We start from the raw sequence: 19,116 nt of genomic DNA on the forward strand, positions 1-19,116 counted from the left end.
CGCCATTTCGAGGGCCCGCGGCCTTCAACCTATCGCTTTCACGCAAAGGCTCAAGTCATCTCTTTGTCGCAAGTTGCATATTACCGTTGCCTTACATGCGAAAGCCGCGCTCCCGCCGCCTTGGGTCTCGACAACCGGTGGCAGGGGGAGTATGCGGAGGGCATATTCAATCGTTTTAAAAAGGACGATCGGCATGAGCGCGAAATCCGACAGGCTTCTTTCAACCCTCAAACTGGCGCCGGTTGTTCCGGTGCTGGTGATCGACGACGTGGCGACCGCCGTTCCCCTGGCGCGCGCGCTCGTTGCCGGCGGGTTGAAGGCGATCGAGATCACATTGCGCACGCCGGCCGCACTCGAAGCGATCCGCGCCGTTGCCAACGAAGTCGAAGGCGCTGTTGCCGGCGCCGGTACGATCCTCAACGCCGCCCAGTTCGAAGCCGCGGTCGAAGCCGGCTCGAAGTTCATCGTCAGCCCCGGCACGACGCAGGAGCTGATCGATGTGGCCAACGACCACGAGGTGCCGCTTTTGCCGGGTGCGGCGACGGCGAGCGAAGTCATGGGTCTGCGTGAAGAAGGCTACGACGTCATGAAGTTCTTCCCGGCCGAGCAGGCCGGCGGCGCCGCCTACCTCAAGTCGCTGTCCTCGCCGCTTGCCGGCACGCTCTTCTGCCCGACGGGCGGCATTTCCCTTGCCAATGCGCGCGACTATCTGACGCTGCCCAACGTCGTTTGTGTCGGCGGCTCCTGGGTTGCGCCGAAGGAACTGGTTGCCAAGGGCGACTGGGCCGGCATCACCAAGCTTGCGGCAGAAGCCTTCGTGCTCAAGGGCTGAGCGGCAAGCAACGCCTTCCGTTTTTTGAAAGGCCGGGTGGAGAGCCCGGCCTTTTTCTTTGGCTGTACGGCGTCGCTCGCCTCTGGCGCGAATTTGTATTTTCCCTGCAACGTTCCTATGTCTCAATCCATTCAGCGACGGGCGCGCGGGCGGCGCACCCTTGAGCTCGCCTTCAACCGCCCGGAACCGACAAGGAGCGAAACCCGATGTTCGACGCGAAGAAATTGCTGGATCAGTTTCTGGGATCGCAGGTGCCCGGTGCCGGCGGCACGGTGCGCGATCGCGCGACCCAGGCGACGCAGCTTGCCAAGGACAATCCACTGGCGAGCGGCGCCATTGCCGCTGTTCTGCTCGGCACCAAGTCGGGTCGCCAGCTGGCCGGCAACGCCGCCGTGCTTGGCGGTCTCGCGGCGATCGCCGGTCTCGGCTACCAAGCCTACAAGAATTATCAGGCCGGCAATACGCCGGGCGGTGCAACGGTTGCCAAGGGCGAGCCGGAACTTCTGCCGCCGCCGGCCGATTCCGGCTTCGCCTCTGCTCCCGAAGCCGTCAGCCATGATTTTGCGCTGACCCTCGTGCGCGCAATGATCGCCGCTTCGCGTGCCGACGGCCATATCGACGAGGCCGAGCGCCAGCACATCATGGACAAGCTATCGGTCTCGGGCCTTTCGGCCGATGCCGCGGCGTTCCTCGAAGGCGAGCTTGCCAACCCGGTCGATATCGACGCGATCGTCGGCGCGGCAAAGACCGAAGAGGAGCGCGTAGAGATCTACACCGCGTCGCGCCTGACGATCGAGCCGGAAACCCGTGCGGAGCGCGGCTATCTCGACCTGCTCGCCGGACGCCTCGGACTTCCCAACGCGCTGGTTGATCACATCGAGGCGACGGTCTCGGCCGCCAAGGTGCCGGCCACCGCGTAGGATACCGTTCGGGGGGCATGGTTTCATCACCGGTTCGAACAGGGTTCATCACCAGTTTGAATTTGTGTCGGCCGCCACTCTGGCCTATGCCGAAGGGCAGGGATGAAGGAGGAGCGGCCGATGCAGGATCTGAAGAACTGGAAAGGGTGCCCGGCGCCGAAGGGCGTCGCGCTCGAAGGGCGTTTCGTCAAGCTCGAGGCCTATGAGCGCGACCGGCATCTGCAGGACCTCTGGGACGGCCTCGGCGGTATGGCGATCAACCCGCTGCTCAAATACTTCACGCAGCCGGATTTTAGGGATATCGACGCTTTCGATGCCTGGCTGACGGCGGCGCAGGAGAAATCCGGCTGGGTTACAGAGGTCTTCCGCGACAAGGCGACCGGCATTGTCGTCGGCATGGCCAATTACATGCGTGCCGATCCCGCCAACGGCGTCGTCGAAGTCGGCTCCGTGGCACACGGCGCCGCCATGGCCCGCTCGCCGCTCTCGACCGAAGTGCATTACCTGATGGCGAAGCACGCCTTCGAGGATCTCGGCTATCGCCGCTACGAGTGGAAATGCCATAGCGAGAACATGGCGAGCCGCAAGACCGCCGCCCGGCTCGGTTTTACCTTCGAGGGCATCTTCCGCCAGCACATGATATCCAAGGGCGGCAACCGTGACACGGCCTGGTTTTCGATGATCGACAGCGAATGGCCGCTGCTCAATGCCGCATTCGAAACCTGGCTTGCAGCTGATAATTTCGATGAAGACGGTCGCCAGAAGCGGCGGCTTGAAGATATACGTTCGGATCTGGAGCGGCAGGCGTCGAAATAGGCGCAGGCTGCTTAAGCCGCAGCAGACAACAACAGGAAAGTCATGCAGAACAAGGAAAAGTCACCGGCGATCGCCGCTGCGATCATTCTCGTCGTCGCCGGTCTCGGCTTCTTCGTTCTGCCGTCGATCATGCTCAAGCTCGGCGATATCTCGCCCTGGCTGGCCGCCGCCTTCGGCGTGATCTTCGTGCTCGGCTTCTTCCTGCTCTTCTGGCTGCGCGCCCGCTACCAGCGCAAGCGCGGGCTCTGACGGCCCGATCAGGCCGCGTGCGTCAGCTCTGCAGAGCCGCGCCGAGCAGCGCCAATCCCAGCAACAGAACCAGGGCAGCGCCGGCGATCTCGATGCCGTTCGAGATCCGGGCAGCCGCCGCGCCGTTTGCCGCATAGCGCAGCGCAACGCCCTTGGCGGTGACGGCCATGGTCGCAAGGATTGAGACGGTGATCGCCGTACCGATCGACATGGCGAAGACCGAAAGCACGCCGCCGAGGTAAAGCCCGTTCAGGAGTGCGAAGGACAGCACGATGAGTGCGCCGGAGCACGGGCGCAGGCCGACGGCGATGACCGCTGACCAAGCTTCGCGGAGCGCAAAACGATCCCCTTTCAGCATCGACGGGTCGGGCGCATGCGCATGGCCACAGCTTGAGCAGACTTCGCCCGGGCCATGGCTGTGCCCGTGGTGATCATGATGGTGGCTATGATGATGATCGTGATGGTGATCGTCCGCGAGCTGGACGTGCCCGCCGCCGGCAACGGAAGCCAAGGCAACCGGACGCAGCATCGACCGTAGCTTGCGCAGGAGAAGCCAGCCGCCGAAGGCGGCGATCAGCGCGTAACTTGCGATCTCCAGCCAGCGCGTTGCGCTGGTCATGCTGATCGAGGTACCGCGCAGGATGAGGTAAACGGCGCCGATCAGGAGGATCGCAACCACGCCCTGCAGCAGCGAGGACAGGAAGGAGAGCAGCACGCCGCGCTTCAGTTCCGTCTCGTTGGCGATCATGTAGGACGAGATCACCGCCTTGCCGTGGCCGGGGCCGGCGGCGTGCAGCACGCCATAGGTGAAGGACAGGCCGACCAGCGACCAGAGCTGCCAGGGGTTCTCACGCATCCCCTTCAGCGCATTGGTCATCAGCCGGTAGAAGCCCTGCTGCTCCATGTTGATCCAGGCGAAGAAGCCGCCGAGAAAACCGGTCGTCTTGAACGCGGGCTCGGCCGTGCCGATGCCGAGGGGCGACTGCGCCGCGGCGATCGTTGCAGAAAGCGCCGTGACGACGAGCGCGGCCGTGACCAGACGCGCGATCCCGCGGGTGTTCAGCATGTGATCTCGATCCTGGTTGCAAAGAGCTTCGACATGTCGGTGCCCGTCGGGTCGCTCCAGAAGGCGTCGGTCAAGGTGTCCTTGTTCTCGGCGAGAACTTCGTCGGGATCAGGGCGGACGACCTTGTGCTCACAGGCATTGATCTTGTCGCCGACGACCGTCAGGTCATCGTCGGTGGCGAAGTCCATGGCCGTATACATCGTTGGATCGTAGACGCCGAAGGAGAGCTTGCCCTTGAGCGGCATCGGCTCGGCCGGCTTGACCGCGAACATCATCAGCAATTGCCCGTCCTTGTAGTCGACGGTGATGTGATCCGGCTTGTTGACCTTGATGGTTTTGCCGTTGTCGAGGATCGTCGTGTAATAATTGTACTCGGACAGGGACTCCATCACCGTCTGCCCGACTTCGGCCAATTCATCCGGATCGAGCGTCGCGTTCGAGTTCTTGTCGAAATCGAGCACCACGCTGGAGGAGAACAGTTCGTCGAAGCGCCAGACGTTCCTGAGTTCGCTGATCTCGTCCTTGTCGTCGGAGACGACCTCGAGGCGCGCTTCCGCAAAGATGTGCGGGTGGGCAAAGGCCAGCGACGGGGCAGCCAGGGTGGCAAGGCCGGCCATGACGAGGCGTTTGGTTCTCATGTGGCGGCAATCCTTTCGGCTGGAGCGATCGCTCCGCGATTCGTTTCCGGGAATGTACCGGAAATGGGACGGAATTGGGACTTTGAGGTGCCGGCGCCCGATCACCGGGGCTTGCGAAACCAGGCGTGCAGGAAGTCGACGAGGGTTCTGACCTTGGCCGGGAGGTAGCGGCGATGCGGATAGATCGCATAGATGCCGCGGTCGCGGGGGAGGAAATCGTCGAACAGCGTGACGAGTTCGCCGGAAGCGATTTTCGGGCGGGCGATGAAATCCGGGATGATCGATACGCCGAGGCCGGAGACGGTGGCTCTGAGGGCTGCAAGCGGGCTGTTGACCTCGATCGGGCCGCTGACGGGCACGGTGAAGGCCGAACCATCGGGCTCGACGAAGCGCCAGTTGGAGTAGGAGCGGCCATTGGTATCGAGAATGCAGGGCAGCTTGGAGAGGTCCGTCGGGTGAGCGATGGGGCCAGATTTTTCCAGGAATTCCGGGGCAGCGCAGATCAGCACCTGGAAATCGTCGAGCTTGCGGGCGATCAGCGTCGAATCTTCGAGCCGGGTGATGCGGATGGCGACGTCGAAGCCTTCCTCGACCAGATCGACGAAACGGTCGTCGGAGATGATTTCGAGCGAGAGTTCGGGATGCTGCTTGCCGAAATCGACCAGGGACTGGCCGATGTCGGCATCGACGAAGGTGCGCGGCGCGGTGATGCGTAGCCGTCCCTTCAGGTCGGAATTGTTGGCGCGCACGAGATCAGCAAGATTGTCGATCTCCTTCAGGATTTCCGACGCGGTGCGATAGTAGGTGTGGCCAGCCTCGGTCAGCGAGAACTGCCGTGTCGTGCGGTTGAGGAGCAGCGCACCGAGTTCATCCTCGAGCTCGCGCACATATTTCGAAAGCAGCGCCTTCGACTTGCCGACACGCCTTGCGGCGGCCGAGAACCCCTCGGCGTCCACGACATCGATAAAGGCGCGGATGCGGGTGAGTGTGTCCATGGCGATCTTTCTTTCGTGCTCTCAATCGTGCTTCGCCGATTCGCCGGCGAAGGCCTCTTTCCGCGTCGATAATGCAGACGGCAGATTGTCCGTCGCTTGCGTCATTGCGCCGGGTTCTGCCTTCAGTGCCTGTTCTTATAAATAATACTCTTCTTTCAATGCTTTAGCGTTGTGGACGATCTGGCGCCAAGCGTTCAAAATTTGTGAACATCGACAGTTTTGCCCGGCTGGAAAAAAATTCAACCGCGGTTGTGAAAAAACTCTTGATTACGACGGGCTTTTTTCTTACCTACGCCCTTGCCCAAAGTCGCACGTGCCTGTGGGTGTCCGCCGACCCTCGATTAGGTGAGGGTATCGGTAAGGTACCTGGAACTAACCCCTCCAGTCGCTATTCCGGCCAACCGGGAAATGCGAGGACATCTTGAAGCAACGACGGTGCGGGCCTTTCTGGTGTCTGCCGGCTTTCCAACAGCCGGGGTTACTGAAGAGGCACACCTTCATTGCCGGAAGTGCGGTTGGGTTATTCCCTCCAATCCATGGCAGACAAAGCCGAATTGAAGCCTAGGCGGGCTTTGATTCACCGTTCGCGCATCGAGCGCATGCATGGTTCCGGGGTCTCCACCGGCTGGTTCCAGAGCATGTGCGCGTATGCCCTTTGTCCTCCGCGAAAGCGGGGCATCTTGGATCAGGGGAATATGGCCATGACCACGGCTCGCATCATCGACTTCATCAACACCCGACGACCGGAAGGCCCGTGCCTTGTTGTCGACCTCGACGTCGTGCGCAACAATTTCAAGGCTTTCCGCCATGCAATGCCGGACAGCTCGATCTATTATGCGGTCAAGGCAAACCCGGCGCCGGAAATCCTGCGCCTGCTCGCCGGTATGGGCTCCTCCTTCGATTGCGCGTCCGTCGCCGAAATCGAAATGGCGCTCGACGCCGGTGCGACCGCGAGCCGCGTCTCCTATGGCAACACCATCAAGAAGGAGCGCGACATTGCCCGCGCCCACGCGCTTGGGGTCAACCTGTTCGCGGTCGACAGCCACGAGGAAGTGGAGAAGGTTGCCCGCGCAGCCCCCGGCGCTCGCGTGTTCTGCCGCGTCCTGACCGATGGTGAAGGCGCCGAATGGCCGCTGTCGCGCAAGTTCGGCTGCGTCCCGCAGATGGCCGTCGACGTGCTCGTCTACGCCCACCAGCATGGCCTCGTTTCCTACGGCGTCTCGTTCCATGTCGGTTCGCAGATGACGAAGCTGGATGCCTGGGATCAGGCCCTTGCCGATGCCAAGCGCGTCTTCGTGCAACTGGCCAAGCAGGGCATCGAGCTCAAGATGGTCAACATGGGCGGTGGCTTCCCGACGAAGTACCTGAAGGACGTGCCGACGGCGGAAGCCTATGGCCAGGCGATCTTCGGCGCGCTGAAGAAGCACTTCGGCAACCACATCCCGGAAACGATCATCGAGCCCGGTCGCGGCATGGTCGGCAACGCCGGCGTGATCAAGGCGGAAGTCGTTCTCGTCTCGAAGAAGTCGGACAACGACGCCCATCGCTGGGTGTTCCTCGACATCGGCAAGTTCGGCGGACTCGCCGAAACCATGGACGAAGCGATCCGCTACCCGATCCGTACGGCGCGCGATGGCGACGAAATGGAGCCTTGCGTGCTCGCCGGCCCGACCTGCGATTCGGCCGACGTGCTCTATGAGAAGAACATGTATCCGCTGCCGATAACCCTTTCGATCGGCGACGAGGTTCTGATCGAAGGTACCGGCGCCTATACGACGACCTACTCGGCCGTCGCCTTCAACGGCTTCGAGCCGCTGAAGGCCTATGTGATCTGATCCGGCCTGCTCCCGTCCTCGGGCGGGAGCGCCACTTCACAATTTTCGTTCGGTCCGCCTGAAGCGGTTTTGATGACGGGAGGCCCCGATGGCCGCTGTTGTTGACGCCCTGCGCGCGTTTTTCGCGCCCACTACATTTGTAATCGATGCCGAGAATCCGGGCGACGTCGTCGCGCGCGAGAACTTGCTCGACCGTGCCATGGGGCCGGAGCGCCGCCGCAAGTCGTCGGAGAAGCTGCGTAGCGGCCGGCTGCCGGCCGAAGGCCTTGCCTTCGTCGCCCGCGATGTCGATGGTCACGTGATCGGCACGGTCCGGCTCTGGAACGTCGAGGCCGGCGTCAGCCGTGACGGCCATGCCGTGCCGGCGCTGCTGCTCGGTCCGCTCGCAGTCGACCCCGCCCATGAGGGCAAGGGCATCGGCGGCATGCTGATGCGGGCCGCGATCGAAGAGGCCAAGAACCGCGGCCATGGCGCGATCCTGCTCGTCGGTGATGCTGCCTATTACGAGCGCTTCGGCTTCTTTGCCAGCCGCACCCAGCATCTGGTGATGCCAGGGCCGTTCGAACGCGACCGGTTCCTGGCGCTCGAGCTTCGGGACAACTGGCTCGAGGGCACTGCCGGCCTGATCGTTGCCAGCGGCCGCAAGCTCGCCATGCCGCCGGTTCGCCGCGCCGCCTGAGATCTCTTTCCGCCGCCAACCCTGCGGTGGCGGATTTTTCGCTGCTCCCTCGCTGGTCCGATCTGATCGGCGAGGGGGCAGACGCATGACATGCCGGGCGCTCCCTGCTGATGGGTTTGTGATCTTCCTTGACAATGCGGCACCGCTGACCTGTCCTTGCGGCAAGGCCTCGTTGCAGGCGGATGGAAGTCTCGCGCATGGATCCGTTCATTTTCGGGGCAGCGACCCTGCTGCCCTTTCTACTGACATCCTTCATCATCGAACTGACGCCGGGACCGAACATGGCCTACCTCGCCATGGTCGCGGCCTCGGAGGGGCGCAGGCCCGGCATGGCGACCGTCGCCGGCGTGGCGCTCGGCCTGGCGATCGTCGGCTTTGCCGCATCCTTCGGGGTCGCCGAGTTCGTCGGCCAGTCGGACATGCTCTATGGGGCGCTTCGCTGGGCAGGCGTCGGCTTCCTGCTCTATCTCGCCTTCGAGGCCTGGAACGGTGACGGTGAGGAGGCGGGGCCGAGCGGCAAGCCCGCATCCTTCTATTTCCGGCGCGGCCTGATCACAAATCTGCTCAATCCGAAGGCGGCGCTGTTCTTCGTCACCGTGCTTCCGACCTTCGTCGACGATACACGCCCGCTCTTGCCCCAGAACCTGACGCTTGCCGCGCTCTATGTGGGGGTCGCGACCGCGGTTCATGCCGCGATCGTGCTTCTGGCCGGGGCGTTGGAGCCGGTCCTCAACTCGCCTGCACGCGAACGGTTGGTGCGGCGTGTGCTCGCGCTGATGCTTGCGGCCGTGGCGATCTGGTTCGGCTGGTCGACGCGACGCTAGGACCGATCAGGACGGGCTCTCGACCTCACGGGCGTCGTAGCAGACGAAGGCCAGCTTGTTGCCGTCGGGATCACGCACATAGGCCGCGTAGAAGCCATCGCCATATTGCGGACGGAAGCCTGGTTTTCCCTCTTCGCTGCCGCCGCGCGCCATGGCGGTCTCGAACAGCCGGTCGATGACCTCGGCGCTTTCCACCAGGAAGGCGGTCATCGCACCGTTGCCGACCGAGGCGGCTTTCCCGTCGAAGGGGTGGCAGGCAAAGAAACGCGGCGCCTTGTCATCATCCTTTCGACCCCAGGAGGAAACCTGCTCGTCGCAGTAGCAGCGCTCCTGGCCGATCAGCGCCATCACCGGATCGTAGAAGCGCTCTGCGCGCCTCAGGTCCGCCGTTCCGACCATGGTGTAGCCGATCATGCCTGTCTCCTCGCCTTGCCTGATGGGGGTGGTCCGTTTCGGTGGCAAGTCGTCTCACACCTGCTTTAGGCACGCAACAGCGGCGATCGGGATTGGAAGGAATGACCGATCGTGTCCGCGTCACCGCCCGCTTTTTCACGCGGGCTATTCGCCGTCGAGATAGGCGCGCCCGCGGCCGGATAGGCGATAGCCGACATCGAGGCTTTCGGTGAGGCCGAGCTCCTTCAATTTGCGGATGCGCGCCTTGAGCTTCAGTTTCTCCATGCCGATGGCGGCGCTCAGCTCCGCCGCGGTCGTTCCGTCACGGACGGCGATCAGCTGCAGTACCGGACGCGTCCAGCCCATCCCGGCGCTGTCGTCGAAGCGCGCGAGCTTGCGATCGATTTCTGCCCGTCCTTCACCGTCGAGGTCGGCTGCCTCCCGCAGGGCGATGCGTGGATCGTCGCCGGCCCGGTGGAAGGCGATGCGATAGCAGCGCCCTTCCGGGCGAGCGGCCAGCTCCTTCAAGAGAGCGCCGAGATCGACAAAGCCAGCTTTGCGGGCATCGCTGTCGGTAATCGCGCCTTCGTCGATCTCGTCGACGGCATCGATGGCGAGAACACCGACTGAGGTGCGCAAACTACCGCCGGCCTTGACCGTCGGCTTGGTCCAACGCCGGAAGGCCAAGGTCACGTCGCGGCTGGCGATGCCAGCGAGCACGTTTTGGCGAAACAGCATTTCAGGCGATGGCGCGGCGATAGAGGGCGAGCGAGCCGGCGAGCGCCAGCAAGGCGCCGCCGCAGAGGCGGTCGAGCCAGACGGCGCCGGAGCGCTTAAGGAAGGCTGCAGCCTTCGCGCCGAGCAGCGCATAGCCGAACATCACGTTAAAATCGACGACTGCGAAGACGAGCGCAAGCATGGCGTATTGCGACGCCTGTGGTGCCGTCGGATCGATGAACTGCGGCAGGAAGGCGGTGAAGAACAGATAACCCTTGGGATTGGTGACAGCGACCAGGAAGCTTTTGAGGAAAATCGCGGCAGAGGAAACGGGAGCCGCGCCTCCGGCTTCGTTTTCCACCTGGATCGTCCCTTTCGACCGCAGCAGCATGATGCCGAGAAAGGCCAGATAGCCCGCGCCCAGCCATTTGACGACGGTAAACCAGAATTCGGAGGCCGCCAGCAGCGCGCCGAGGCCAAGCGCGACCGCGCCTATCAGCACGAAATCGGAGAGCACGGCGCCGACCATGCCGGCGATTGCGCGCCGCACCCCGTAGCGCGATCCGTTGGTGAGTGCGAGGAGGACCGTCGGGCCCGGTGTCGCGATGCCGATGAAGGCAACCAGCGCAAATGCGAGTATCGTCATTTCGGTCATGAGTTCCTCCCTCGTCGTCTCCTTCAGTCGTCCCACAGCTTTTGCGCGTGCGCAATCGTGTTTCGCGCGGACGCAGCCGCATTTCCGGGCCTGGTTTGACAGTCGAGGCGGCATCCCCTATGGAAGCGGCAGGGTGAAGGTCCCTGCCGTCCGCGAGCGTCATGCTTTGGTGAAGTCCTTCTTTTGAGACACGGTCAGCCGAAACGGCATGCGAACCGGTGGCAATGCGGGCTCCCATCTTCAAGGAATGCATGCCGCTGCAGGAGACCTTCTCATGACGCGCGGATCAATCCCGCTTCCCTCGCTCGACGCCCTGAAAGACCAGGCCAAGCGTCTGCGCATCCGCCTCGCATCCGAAGGCGAAACCATCGGCCATTCCCGCTCGCTCGAACTGATCGCCGCCCAGTACGGCTATCGCGACTGGAACACGCTGCATGCCGCCGCCGGCAACCGGCCGCCCTTCAATCCCTGGATGCTCGGGTCCCGCGTGAAGGGGCGCTATCTCGGCCAGGCCTTCGAAGGCGAGATCCTGGGCGTCCAGGCGATCGCGGCGCAGCCGGGACGCTATCGTCTGACGATGAAATTCGACCAGCCGGTCGACGTCGTCACCTTCGAGAGCTTCTCGGCCTTCCGCCAGCGGGTTACCGCGACGGTGGACGAGAGTGGCCGTACGGTCGAAAAAACCTCCAACGGGATCCCGCAACTCGAACTTGAATGGTGAGGCGCGGCCACCGCCTGCCGAGGCCCTGCGGACATGTCCGTTTCCGGTCCGGCGCCGAAGTTCAACCCAATGTCCCCGAGGCCGGCGCCTTCCGGGGACGTTTTGGTTTCCGGGATGATGACGGGCGCGCCGTGCTGAGCGCGCGGTCCTGCCGGCCCCTTCGGACATCACGCTTCCCAAGTCAGTTGCGAATGGGATGCATTTGCACTATTGATGTTGTTGCAAATGATTTGCAGAAGCAGGTGGATCGTTGCTGGCCCCAGTCAGGCGCGGTGCGGTGCGTGTTACCCAATGAGGGAGAGGGGCGAATATGGACAAGCCGACAAGACCGGACCTGCTGCGAAGGCGCAGTCTGCTGATGGGCGGGCTGGCGGCAGCGGGTGGAACGGCGATCTGCACCAGCGCCGCCTTGGGTCAACAACAGGCGAGCCATGTCGGTCATGCCGCGCCATCGGGAGCGGCGGGACAGGAGCCGATGCCGGCCATGGGGCATGGCGCGATGATGACGGTCGGCGAGGTCGATAGCGCCGTCAACGGCTTCGACCCGACGGAGATGCTCACAGATTGGGACACGGGTACGGTTTCGACGCTGCCGGACGGACGGACGCTGCGCACCTTCGAGATGACGGCGGAGGACCGCGAGATCGAAATCGCGCCCGGCATCAAATTTCCCGCCTGGACCTATAACGGTCGGGTCCCCGGGCCGGCGCTCCGGGCGAAGGAAGGCGAGCGGCTGCGGATCGTCTTTCGCAACTATGCTTCGCATCCGCACTCGATCCATTTCCACGGTATTCACGCGGCGCGCATGGACGGCGTTCCTGGGGCCGGCATGGTCGATCCGGGTGACGAATTTATCTATGAGTTCGATGCCAAGCCCTTCGGCTGCCATCTCTACCACTGCCATGCGATGCCGTTGCGCCGGCACATCCACAAGGGCATGTACGGCGCCTTCGTGATCGATCCCGACCCGGAGCGCCGGCCGGAGCATGTGGCGGTCGCCCGCTCCCGGCTGCTCGGCACACCAGAGAACGCGGGCTGGCAGGAACTGGTGATGGTGATGAACGCCTTCGACACCAACTTCGATGCCGAGAATGAATTCTATGCGGTCAACACCGTCGCGCACGCCTTCATGAAACGGCCGATCCGGATCGTGAAGGGCAGGCCGGTGCGCATCTATCTCATCAACGTCATCGAGTTCGACCCGATCAACTCCTTCCACCTGCACGCCAATTTCTTCGACTATTACGACCAGGGCACGACGTTGACGCCGACCTTGAAAACCGTCGATCTCATCACCCAGTGCCAGGCGCAGCGCGGCATCCTCGAATTCACCTTCGCTGAGCACGAACCCGGCCTCTACATGTTCCACCCGCACCAGACCGAGTTCACTGAGCTTGGTTGGGTCGGCATGTTCGACGTGGTGGAGGCGCTCGCATGAACGAGATGCCAAGAGCTGCCATTCGCGCGGCAAAGACCAACCTGGTGTGGCTGGCGTTGCCTCTTATCGTCTTTGGCATCGCCGTTGCCTGGCTCGTATCGACCGATCCGTTGTCGGGCTTCCGCAACGGTGCGCCGCCGGTCGAAAACCTCACTTTCGAAAGAACCGTTCTCGACGATAGTGGTCTCAGTCTGCTTGTTCGCGCCGGCGGATCGGAACCGATGACGGTGGCGCAGGTCCAGGTGGACGACGCCTATTGGCAATTCGCCCAGGACCCGCCGGGGCCGATCGCACGCGGTGGGGCCGCATGGCTGAAACTGCCATTTCCCTGGATGCTCGGTGAGGCGCATGCCGTGAAGGTGGTGACCAACACCGGCGCCACCTTTGCGCATGACATTGCGGTTGCCGTGCCGACGCCCCAGGCGACGACGGGCCAATTGCGGCTGCAAGCCCTGGTCGGCATCATCGTCGGCATCGTGCCCGTGGCCGTCGGGCTGATGTTCTATCCGGTGCTGCGTGGTGTTGGGCGCGAGGGCATGGCCTTTCTGCTGTCGCTGACGATCGGCCTGCTCGGCTTCCTGCTGGTCGATGCGAGTGGCGAGGCGCTCGAGCTTGCCGGCGAAGCCGCGGCGATCTTCCAGGGGCCAGTCATGGTGGTGCTGGCGGCTTTAAGCAGTTTCCTCCTGCTGATGGCAATCGGCCGGCGAAGTGGTGCGCCGACCGGGCTGGCGCTCTCCACCTACATCGCGCTCGGCATCGGCCTGCACAATCTTGGCGAGGGGCTGGCGATCGGGGCCGCCTTTGCGGCCGGCTCGGCCGGGCTCGGCACCTTCCTCGTGCTCGGCTTTGCGCTCCACAATGTCACCGAAGGCATCGGCATCGCCGCGCCGATCCTGAAGAAGAGGCCGCCGCTCTCGGTCTTCGTCGGATTGACACTGCTGGCGGGCAGCCCGGCCGTCATCGGCATGTGGCTCGGGAGCCTTGCCGCCTCGGCGCAATGGTCCGCCTTGGCGCTGGCGATCGGGGCAGGCGCGATCCTGCAGGTGATCGTCGAAGTGGGCGCCTATCTGATGCGCCAGAGCGAGCGCCGGAGCGACGTGTTCCTGACGCCGCCGGTTCTGGCCGGCCTGGCAGCCGGTGCGGCATTCATGTATGCCACCGCGGCGCTGGTGAAGATCTGACAGGCAACAGGATGGGTCAGACGATCGTCTGGTCCATCTCCGCTGCCGGAATTTCATCGACGCGATGGATGCGCACGACGGTTGCCGGCACGCCCGCGACGGTGGTGCGCGGCGGAACGGTCTTGAGGACGACACTGCCGGCGGCGACCTTGCTATAGGCGCCGACCTCGATATTGCCGAGGATCTTGGCGCCGGCGCCGAGCATCACGCCGCGGCCGATCTTCGGGTGGCGGTCTCCGGTTTCCTTGCCGGTACCGCCGAGCGTGACATTCTGCAGGATCGAGACCTGATCTTCGATGACCGAGGTTTCTCCGATGACGATGCCGGAGCCATGGTCGAGCATGACAGCCTTGCCGATGCAGGCGGCCGGATGAATGTCAGGTCCGAAGACGAGCGAGGCGAGGTTCGAAAGCCAGCTCGCGACTTCACGTCGGCCGTCGACCCAGAGCTGGTGAGCAGCGCGGTAGGTCTGCAGTGCCTGAAAGCCCTTGAGGTTCACCAGCACATGCTTGAGGCCCGGGCAGGCCGGGTCACGCTCTTTCACCGCCTGAAGATCGGCTTCGGTCGCCAGCAGGATCTGAGGGTTTGCCTTGAAGACGTCGGTGAGCAGCTGCGCAAGCGAGCGTTCGTCGACGCGCGCGACGGCCAAGCCGGCTGCGAGCACGCCGGCCAGCAATTCGGCATCCGATCCGGCATCGATGATCGGCATCAGGGCGGGCGCCATGACCGGTTCACGTGCGGCAAGCACGCGCGCTTCCGCCCGGATCAGGCTCCAGACCGCGCCATCGGCGAGCGGTGCCGCAAGCGAGCCTTCGTACCGTAGCGTCTCAATCAATGCGGTCATGCGCCACCGTTTATCCCGCGATATCGACGACGCCGCAGTCGCCCTCGGCCGAGCCGAAGGCCAGCTGCCGGCCATCCTTGTTCCAAGCCATGGCGGTGATTGCGCCCTTGCCGGGACGGCGCAGCAGCACTTCCTTGCTGTCGGCAAAGCGTGCGCCGAGGATCATGCCGTCCTGATAGCCGATGGCGACGATATCTTCGGCCGGATGGCAGCAGACGGAGGTCACCATGATGTCGGCGCGGGTGCCGAGTTCGAGCGGCGCCTTGCCCATCGGGCCGTCCTTGCCCTGGAAGGGCCATACGATGGCAGCTGGCGCGCCCGAGGATGCGAGCCACTTGCCCTTGGCCGACCAGGAAAAGGACTTCACCTTGGCCGGATAGCCGGTCATGCGCATGTGGCGCGCTTCGGCGCCGGGCTTGGCGTCGAGCTTCCAGCCGTGCAGCGCGTTTTCCTGCATCGTGGTGACGAGGAAGCGGCCGTCGGGCGAGAAGGTGACGCCGGTGTGGGCGCCCTTCCATTCGAGGTCGATCGGCTGGCCCGATGTGCCGACCCAATGCAACGACACGCCGTTGTAGCGCGCTGCGGCGACGCGAAGGCCTTTCGGCGCGAAGGCGAGGCCTTCGACGGTGCGTTGCTCGGCGAATTCCTTCGTCGTGCCGTCGGCAAGCTTCACGTGCGTGGTCTTGCCATAGGCATAGCCAACGGCACCTTGCGGGCCGGCGGCAACCTGGGCGATCCACTTGCGCGGCGCTTCGGCGACCAGCGCCGTGGTACCGTCGGCGGCCGTGCGCATGACCTTGCCATCTTCGCCGCCCGTCAGCAGCGTATCGTTGGCTTCGTCGACCACGAGCGAGAGCAGGCCCTCGTGGACCTCCGTCGTCTTGTGGCCGAGGTCGAGGCGGTGGATGGCGCCGGTGGCTTCCGCGAAGAAGGGGACGCCTTTGAGAAAGGCCACGCCGACGACGTGACCTTCGAGATCGAGGGGAGCGACAGTCGGCATCAGTTCGGCTGCGCCTCGCAGGCCTTGAAGGTGCGCTCGAGCTTTTCGCGGTCGAGGTCACGGCCGATGAAGACGAGGCGGCTTTCGCGCTTTTCGCCTTCCTTCCACGCACGCTGGTGATCGCCCTCGATGATCATGTGCACGCCCTGAACGACGTAACGCTCGGCGTCGCCAGCAAAGGCGATGATGCCCTTCAGGCGCAGGATGTTCGGGCCGTCCGTCTGGGTGATCTTCTGGATCCAGGGGAAGAAGCGATCCGGGTTCATCTCGCCGCCGCGCAGCGAGATCGACTGCACCGTCACGTCGTGGATCGGCGAGGGGGCATCGTGGTGGTGATGATGGTCGTGATCGTGGTCATGATCATGATGGTGATCATGGTGGTGATGGTGATGATCGTGGCCGCAATCCGGACCGCAGGTGTGATCGTGTTCGTGATCGTCCTGGTCGAGGAAGTGCGGATCGTTTTCCAGCGCCTTTTCGAGATTGAAGGCGCCCTGGTCGAGGACCTTGGCGAGATCGATCTCGGAGCGCTGGGTGCGATAGATGCGGGCCGACGGATTGATGACGCGCACGGTCGCCTCGATGCGCTCCAGTTCCTCGGGCGTGACGAGGTCGGTCTTGTTGAGCAGAACGACATCGGCGAAGGCGATCTGGTCTTCGGCCTCGCGGCTGTCCTTCAGCCGGAGCGGCAGGTGCTTGGCGTCGACCAGCGCGACGACGGCGTCAAGCTCGGTCTTGGCGCGCACGTCGTCGTCCATGAAGAAGGTCTGGGCGACCGGGACCGGGTCGGCAAGGCCCGTGGTCTCGACGATGATCGCATCGAAGCGGCCGGGGCGGCGCATCAGGCCTTCCACCACGCGGATCAGGTCGCCGCGCACGGTGCAGCAGACGCAGCCGTTGTTCATCTCGTAGATTTCCTCGTCGGATTCCACGATCAGGTCGTTGTCGATGCCGATCTCGCCGAACTCGTTGACGATGACCGCGTATTTGCGGCCATGGTTCTCGCTGAGGATGCGGTTTAAGAGCGTCGTCTTGCCGGCGCCGAGATAGCCGGTGAGCACGGTGACGGGGATCGGCTTCTGCGGGGATGTTTCGGTCATGGGAACCTCTGGGATTTCCGGATGCGGGAGCAGGCATCCTAGTCGCGTCTCATATAGGAGATGCGGCGGCGATGCGCAAATGGCGCAGGCGATTTTGCCGGTCGGGCGGCGTTGATCGCTGCGATCCCGATAACCCTCCTTTCATCAAGATCGGCGAGAGTGCGCGGCACATCGAAGGGGTGCGCACGTGAAGACGATTTCCATCAACGGCCGGTTCCTGACCCAGCCGCTTACGGGCGTGCAGCGCTTCGCCCGCGAGATGACCCGGGCGCTCGATCAGCGCATCGCTTCGGGTGCGGTGCCGCATGCGCTGAAGGGCGTGCGCTGGCGGCTCCTTGCTCCCGGCAAGGCTGTCGACGATCTCGGCCTCAAGGCGATTTCGGTGGAGCGCTTCGGCTCCGGCCCGGGCCATCTGTGGGAGCAGGGGCCACTCTTCTGGCGGTCACGCCGCGACACGCTCATCGGCTTCGGCGGCAGCGGTCCGGTGCTGCATGGCGACCAGGCGGTAGTGATCCACGATGTCACGCTCTTTCGCCATCCCGCCTCGTTCGGGCGCGGATACCGGCTGTTCCACGGAACGCTCGGCTATCTTCTCACGCGGAGGGCCAAGATCGGCACGGTCTCGAACTTCTCGCGCAAGGAACTAGCCGACGTCTTCCGCGTGCCTTCGGCCGGTATCGATGTGATCTACAATGCGACCGATCACTTCGCCGGCCTTCAGCCGGACGACGGTGTCATCGCGCGGCTCGGGCTGACCGATACGCCCTTCTTCCTTCTGGTCGGCACGCTGAAACCCAACAAGAATGTCGAGTTTGCCGTGCGCGCCTTCGAGGCCTTGGGTGCCGGTGACCACAAGCTGGTCGTGGTGGGCGGCACCGATCCCAACGTGTTTCGCGCGATCGCGCCGACGTCGAAGGGCAATCTGATCTTTCCGGGGCGCCTGACCGACGCGGAGATCGCCGGGCTGCAACGCCGCGCTGTCGCCTTCGTCTTTCCGAGCCTCTACGAAGGCTTCGGCATCCCGCCGCTCGAAGCGATGACGCAAGGCTGCCCGGTGCTGGCCGCCGACATTCCACCGGTGCGCGAGGCCTGCGGCGATGCGGTGCGCTACTTCGATCCGTTGAAGACGGAAACGCTGGTCGAGGCCATGCGGACGATCTCCGTCGACGCGACTTTGCGCCGTGAGTTGACGCATGCCGGTTACGACAATGCCAAGCGCTTTTCCTGGGATGGAAGCGCGGTCCTGCTGCTCAACATGCTGGCTGCCAGCCGGGCTTGATGGCTGCGGAGGGCGTTAGAGGTCGAGCACGCGCATCGGGTCCAACCGTCCGCGCAGCATATCCAAGACGGCGATGACGTTGCCCTTCAGCCGACCGCGGCGGTCGATGAGGCCTTGCGACCTGACGCTGCCGAGGATGTTGGCAGCGACGTTGCCCCCCATCAGACGCAGCGCCCATTTGAGGCCGACCGTGCCCTTGTTGCGCAGATAGAGCGGATTGGCGACCTGCGAGTAGCCGAAACGCAAACCCGAGGTGCGGCCGCGCTTGTTGCCGAGATGGACGCCGCGCAATCTCGGCGACTTGACGATGCGCCCGCGTGACGCAAGCCGCCGGCAGAAATCGACGTCCTCCTGCCAGCCGTAGAGCGGCAGGCGCTCGTCGAAGCGGGTGTGCTCGACGGCGATCGCCGCAACACGGAAGGCCATGTTGCAGCCGTAGGCATTGAAGGCGGGCGTGATTTGATCCTCGGGCGCGGGACCGGCGTCGCCATCGAGGATCGCCTTCGCATCGGCCACCGAAATGCCGGGTCCGTGAATGCCGTCTGCCAGAACCAGGCCGGTTGCAACGACGATATCCGCCTCGCGCGCAAACAATCGCTCGGTCTCTGCGAGAAAGTCGTGGTGTGGCAGGAAGTCGTCGTCGAAGAAGACAATCAGGTCGGCGGTCGTCGCGTGGTCGAGGATTGCATTGCGCTGCGCGCTCGAGCCTTTGCTGCCCTTAACGACGCGGACGTCGACTGCGAGGGCACTGAGGCGGTTTTCGTCGATGTCCTCGGGCGCGCTCGGGCAGACCAGGATGGAGTCCGGCAAGCGGGTCTGCCGCGTCAGATGCAGCAGGGTCTCCGAAAGGACTTCGCGGCGGCCCGCGGTCGCTATGCCGACGACGATGTTCATGGCGGACTCTCCGAAAGTTTCGGCGGCGATCTAACCGGAA

At 63.9% G+C, this 19,116-nt stretch carries 21 protein-coding genes; 11 read left to right on the forward strand and 10 right to left on the reverse strand.

The annotated features are described in order from the left end of the window. Positions 1 to 193: 193 nt before the first annotated feature. The 4 genes from IB262_RS18005 (at position 194) to IB262_RS18020 (ending at position 2,817) form a co-directional block, all read left to right on the forward strand. Positions 194 to 832 carry a 2-dehydro-3-deoxy-phosphogluconate aldolase gene (locus IB262_RS18005; RefSeq protein ID WP_034786978.1) on the forward strand — a complete coding sequence of 213 codons (639 nt, stop codon included), beginning with the start codon at positions 194 to 196 and terminating at the stop codon, positions 830 to 832. A 206-nt stretch (positions 833 to 1,038) separates the two neighbouring features. Next, positions 1,039 to 1,752 carry a tellurite resistance TerB family protein gene (locus IB262_RS18010; protein WP_112976373.1) on the forward strand — a complete coding sequence of 238 codons (714 nt, stop codon included), beginning with the start codon at positions 1,039 to 1,041 and terminating at the stop codon, positions 1,750 to 1,752. Positions 1,753 to 1,872: 120 nt separating this feature from the next. Further along, positions 1,873 to 2,568 carry a GNAT family protein gene (locus IB262_RS18015; RefSeq protein ID WP_060517647.1) on the forward strand — a complete coding sequence of 232 codons (696 nt, stop codon included), beginning with the start codon at positions 1,873 to 1,875 and terminating at the stop codon, positions 2,566 to 2,568. Positions 2,569 to 2,610: 42 nt separating this feature from the next. Continuing rightward, on the forward strand, positions 2,611 to 2,817 hold the full coding sequence (locus tag IB262_RS18020; protein WP_034786975.1) for a hypothetical protein: 207 nt from the start codon (positions 2,611 to 2,613) through the stop codon (positions 2,815 to 2,817). Between the two features lie 22 nt (positions 2,818 to 2,839). Here IB262_RS18020 and IB262_RS18025 read toward each other — a convergent pair whose 3' ends face one another. From IB262_RS18025 to IB262_RS18035, 3 genes are all read right to left on the reverse strand, one after another. Then, positions 2,840 to 3,883: a nickel/cobalt transporter gene (locus IB262_RS18025; RefSeq protein ID WP_089044932.1), complete on the reverse strand. Its 1,044-nt coding sequence runs from the start codon at positions 3,881 to 3,883 to the stop codon at positions 2,840 to 2,842. Further along, positions 3,877 to 4,521: a DUF1007 family protein gene (locus tag IB262_RS18030; protein WP_034786971.1), complete on the reverse strand. Its 645-nt coding sequence runs from the start codon at positions 4,519 to 4,521 to the stop codon at positions 3,877 to 3,879. The genes IB262_RS18025 and IB262_RS18030 overlap by 7 nt, the downstream gene beginning before the upstream one ends. A 101-nt stretch (positions 4,522 to 4,622) precedes the next feature. After that, positions 4,623 to 5,516: a LysR family transcriptional regulator gene (locus IB262_RS18035; RefSeq protein WP_112976374.1), complete on the reverse strand. Its 894-nt coding sequence runs from the start codon at positions 5,514 to 5,516 to the stop codon at positions 4,623 to 4,625. A 695-nt stretch (positions 5,517 to 6,211) separates the two neighbouring features. On the opposite strand from IB262_RS18035, the gene odc2 reads away from it, so the two are divergent. From odc2 to IB262_RS18050, 3 genes are all read left to right on the forward strand, one after another. Beyond that, positions 6,212 to 7,351 carry an ornithine/lysine decarboxylase gene (gene odc2 / locus IB262_RS18040; RefSeq protein ID WP_218686560.1) on the forward strand — a complete coding sequence of 380 codons (1,140 nt, stop codon included), beginning with the start codon at positions 6,212 to 6,214 and terminating at the stop codon, positions 7,349 to 7,351. A gap of 88 nt (positions 7,352 to 7,439) precedes the next feature. Beyond that, entirely contained in the window at positions 7,440 to 8,030 is a 591-nt protein-coding gene (locus IB262_RS18045; RefSeq protein WP_112976375.1) for an N-acetyltransferase, read from the forward strand. Between the two features lie 197 nt (positions 8,031 to 8,227). Further along, positions 8,228 to 8,854: a LysE family translocator gene (locus IB262_RS18050; protein ID WP_112976407.1), complete on the forward strand. Its 627-nt coding sequence runs from the start codon at positions 8,228 to 8,230 to the stop codon at positions 8,852 to 8,854. Positions 8,855 to 8,860: 6 nt separating this feature from the next. On the opposite strand, the gene IB262_RS18055 is transcribed toward IB262_RS18050, so the two are convergent. The 3 genes from IB262_RS18055 to IB262_RS18065 form a co-directional block, all read right to left on the reverse strand. After that, positions 8,861 to 9,268 carry a VOC family protein gene (locus tag IB262_RS18055; RefSeq protein ID WP_034786961.1) on the reverse strand — a complete coding sequence of 136 codons (408 nt, stop codon included), beginning with the start codon at positions 9,266 to 9,268 and terminating at the stop codon, positions 8,861 to 8,863. 144 nt (positions 9,269 to 9,412) lie between these two features. Next, on the reverse strand, positions 9,413 to 9,985 hold the full coding sequence (locus IB262_RS18060) for a hypothetical protein (RefSeq protein ID WP_090297973.1): 573 nt from the start codon (positions 9,983 to 9,985) through the stop codon (positions 9,413 to 9,415). Between the two features lies 1 nt (position 9,986). Next, complete coding sequence (locus IB262_RS18065; RefSeq protein ID WP_192493726.1) at positions 9,987 to 10,619, reverse strand: LysE family translocator; 633 nt, start codon at positions 10,617 to 10,619, stop codon at positions 9,987 to 9,989. 274 nt (positions 10,620 to 10,893) lie between these two features. Between IB262_RS18065 and IB262_RS18070 the strand changes: the two genes are divergently transcribed. From IB262_RS18070 to IB262_RS18080, 3 genes are all read left to right on the forward strand, one after another. Further along, the gene (locus IB262_RS18070; RefSeq protein ID WP_112771898.1) at positions 10,894 to 11,340 is read left to right on the forward strand and encodes a glyoxalase superfamily protein; all 447 of its coding nucleotides are present in this window, start codon (positions 10,894 to 10,896) and stop codon (positions 11,338 to 11,340) included. Between the two features lie 310 nt (positions 11,341 to 11,650). Continuing rightward, a complete protein-coding gene (locus tag IB262_RS18075) occupies positions 11,651 to 12,778 on the forward strand; it encodes a multicopper oxidase domain-containing protein (RefSeq protein ID WP_112976376.1) in 1,128 nt (375 codons plus the stop codon). After that, positions 12,775 to 13,959: a metal transporter gene (locus tag IB262_RS18080; RefSeq protein ID WP_060581269.1), complete on the forward strand. Its 1,185-nt coding sequence runs from the start codon at positions 12,775 to 12,777 to the stop codon at positions 13,957 to 13,959. The genes IB262_RS18075 and IB262_RS18080 overlap by 4 nt, the downstream gene beginning before the upstream one ends. 16 nt (positions 13,960 to 13,975) lie before the next feature. On the opposite strand, the gene cysE is transcribed toward IB262_RS18080, so the two are convergent. From cysE to IB262_RS18095, 3 genes are read right to left on the reverse strand one after another with little or no spacing between them, the layout of a single operon-like run. Next, positions 13,976 to 14,803 carry a serine O-acetyltransferase gene (cysE, locus tag IB262_RS18085; protein ID WP_112976377.1) on the reverse strand — a complete coding sequence of 276 codons (828 nt, stop codon included), beginning with the start codon at positions 14,801 to 14,803 and terminating at the stop codon, positions 13,976 to 13,978. Between the two features lie 10 nt (positions 14,804 to 14,813). Next, entirely contained in the window at positions 14,814 to 15,803 is a 990-nt protein-coding gene (locus IB262_RS18090) for a WD40 repeat domain-containing protein (RefSeq protein WP_060604675.1), read from the reverse strand. Next, positions 15,803 to 16,903, reverse strand: coding sequence for a GTP-binding protein (locus IB262_RS18095; protein WP_112771902.1), 1,101 nt, complete (start codon positions 16,901 to 16,903; stop codon positions 15,803 to 15,805). The genes IB262_RS18090 and IB262_RS18095 overlap by 1 nt, the downstream gene beginning before the upstream one ends. A 187-nt stretch (positions 16,904 to 17,090) precedes the next feature. Between IB262_RS18095 and IB262_RS18100 the strand changes: the two genes are divergently transcribed. Beyond that, positions 17,091 to 18,182 carry a glycosyltransferase family 1 protein gene (locus IB262_RS18100; RefSeq protein ID WP_112976378.1) on the forward strand — a complete coding sequence of 364 codons (1,092 nt, stop codon included), beginning with the start codon at positions 17,091 to 17,093 and terminating at the stop codon, positions 18,180 to 18,182. 15 nt (positions 18,183 to 18,197) lie between these two features. Here IB262_RS18100 and IB262_RS18105 read toward each other — a convergent pair whose 3' ends face one another. Beyond that, positions 18,198 to 19,076 (reverse strand): glycosyltransferase, encoded by an 879-nt coding sequence (locus IB262_RS18105; RefSeq protein WP_112976379.1) that lies wholly within the window; start codon positions 19,074 to 19,076, stop codon positions 18,198 to 18,200. Positions 19,077 to 19,116 lie beyond the last annotated feature (40 nt).

The organism is Ensifer sp. ENS02, assembly GCF_014851885.1.
GTDB lineage: Bacteria > Pseudomonadota > Alphaproteobacteria > Rhizobiales > Rhizobiaceae > Ensifer > Ensifer adhaerens.